Source organism: Kitasatospora sp. NPDC050543 (assembly GCF_044457565.1).
Lineage (GTDB): Bacteria > Actinomycetota > Actinomycetes > Streptomycetales > Streptomycetaceae > Kitasatospora.
The window spans coordinates 1-1,578 of sequence record NZ_JBITGZ010000095.1 but is presented as its reverse complement, the minus strand read 5'-3'; the positions used below and the strand labels follow the sequence as shown (position 1 = coordinate 1,578).

Here is a 1,578-nt window from a genome sequence, read left to right as displayed (position 1 = left end):
AGCTTGTTGTTTAACCTCGCAGGTCACTCGACCTGCTGATCTGTGGTTCTTTCCGGGACAGCAGAGGCGGCCGTTCTCCACGCTTCGAGATGTCGAGTCACGAAGAACCCAGAGAACGGCCGCTGCCTATGAGTCTCCCTGTCGAGGCGCCCGCGGGAGATGCTTTGGGCATCTTGTCCCGCTTTCGGGTCGAGTTCTACGAGAGCCTGTACAAGCGGGCGGATGTGCTCTTCGAGCTCACCGACGCGCTGCTGTGCACGGACGGGCCGGTCAAGACGCTGGTGGACTTGTCGCTGGCGGCCGAGCACCGGCGCGGGCACGGCGCGATGTACGCCGCGCTGGACCGGGGCTGGCTCGAGCCGACCCGGCTGCGACGCGCACTGGCCGCCCTGCCGATCCCACGCCTCGCCGACGGGCGCATCGCCCTGGCCGTGGACATCTCCAACTGGCTCCGACCCGACGCTCCCACCAGTGACGACCGCCTGTTCTGCCACGTCTACGGGCGCGGCCGCAGCGCGGACCAGATGATCCCCGGCTGGCCCTACTCTTTCGTCGCCGCCCTGGAGTCCGGCCGCACCTCCTGGACCGGCCTGCTGGACGCGGTCCGGCTGGGACCGGCCGACGACGCCACCGCGGTGACCGCCGCCCAGCTGCGCGAGGTCACCGGGCGCCTGATCGAGGCCGGGCACTGGACCCGTGGTGATCCGGACATCCTGCTGGTCATGGATGCCGGCTACGACGTCACCCGCCTGGCCCACCTCCTGTCCGACCTGCCTCTTGAGCTCATCGGCCGGCTGCGGTCGGACCGCGTCATGCTCCGCGACGCGGGCGAGCCCCGCTCCACGCCCAGGGGCGGGCGACCCCGCAAGCACGGCACCGCGTTCACCTTCGCCAAGCCCGAATCCTGGCACGAGCCCGACACCACCACCCGCACCGAGACCACCCGCTACGGCACCGCCGAGGCCAGGGCCTGGGACCGGATGCACCAACGCCTGCAAAAACGCGGCCCGTGGCTCGACCACGAAGGTGAAATCCCTATCACCCACGGCACGTTGGTCCGTCTCAAGGTCGAGCACCTGCCCGGCGAACGCGAGGCGAAGCCGCTGTGGCTGTGGTCCTCGGCCACCGGCATCGACAACACGCACCTGGACCGGATATGGCGCACCTTCCTGCGCAGATTCGACCTTGAGCACACGTTTCGCCTGCTCAAGGGCACCCTCGGTTGGACCGCGCCGCACGTCCGCGCACCGGACACCGCCGACCTGTGGACCTGGCTGGTCATCGTCGCCCACACCCAGCTCCGCCTGGCCCGCCCGCTGGCCGCAGACCTGCGCCGCCCCTGGGAGCGGCCCGCGGAGCCCCGCCGCCTCACCCCGGCCCGGGTCCGCCGCGGGTTCCGCAACATCCGCGCGAAGGTCCTCACCCCAGCCAGAGTGCCGAAACCCTCCCACCCCGGCCCCGGACGGCCACCGGGTTCGAAGAACCGCAAGCCGGCGCCCCGCCACGACGTCGGCAAGACCGTCAAACGCGAACCCACACTCCAAGCCCATCTCGCCGCACGAGGTTAAAGATCAAGCT

Annotated in this window: 1 protein-coding gene; it reads left to right on the top strand. The window is 70.2% G+C overall.

Annotated features, from left to right (window positions below; translation table 11 throughout):
• Nucleotides 1-128: 128 nt before the first annotated feature.
• A complete protein-coding gene (locus ACIBH3_RS35935; RefSeq protein WP_396316318.1) occupies nucleotides 129-1,568 on the top strand; it encodes an NF041680 family putative transposase in 1,440 nt (479 codons plus the stop codon).
• The last annotated feature ends 10 nt before the right edge of the window (nucleotides 1,569-1,578 follow it).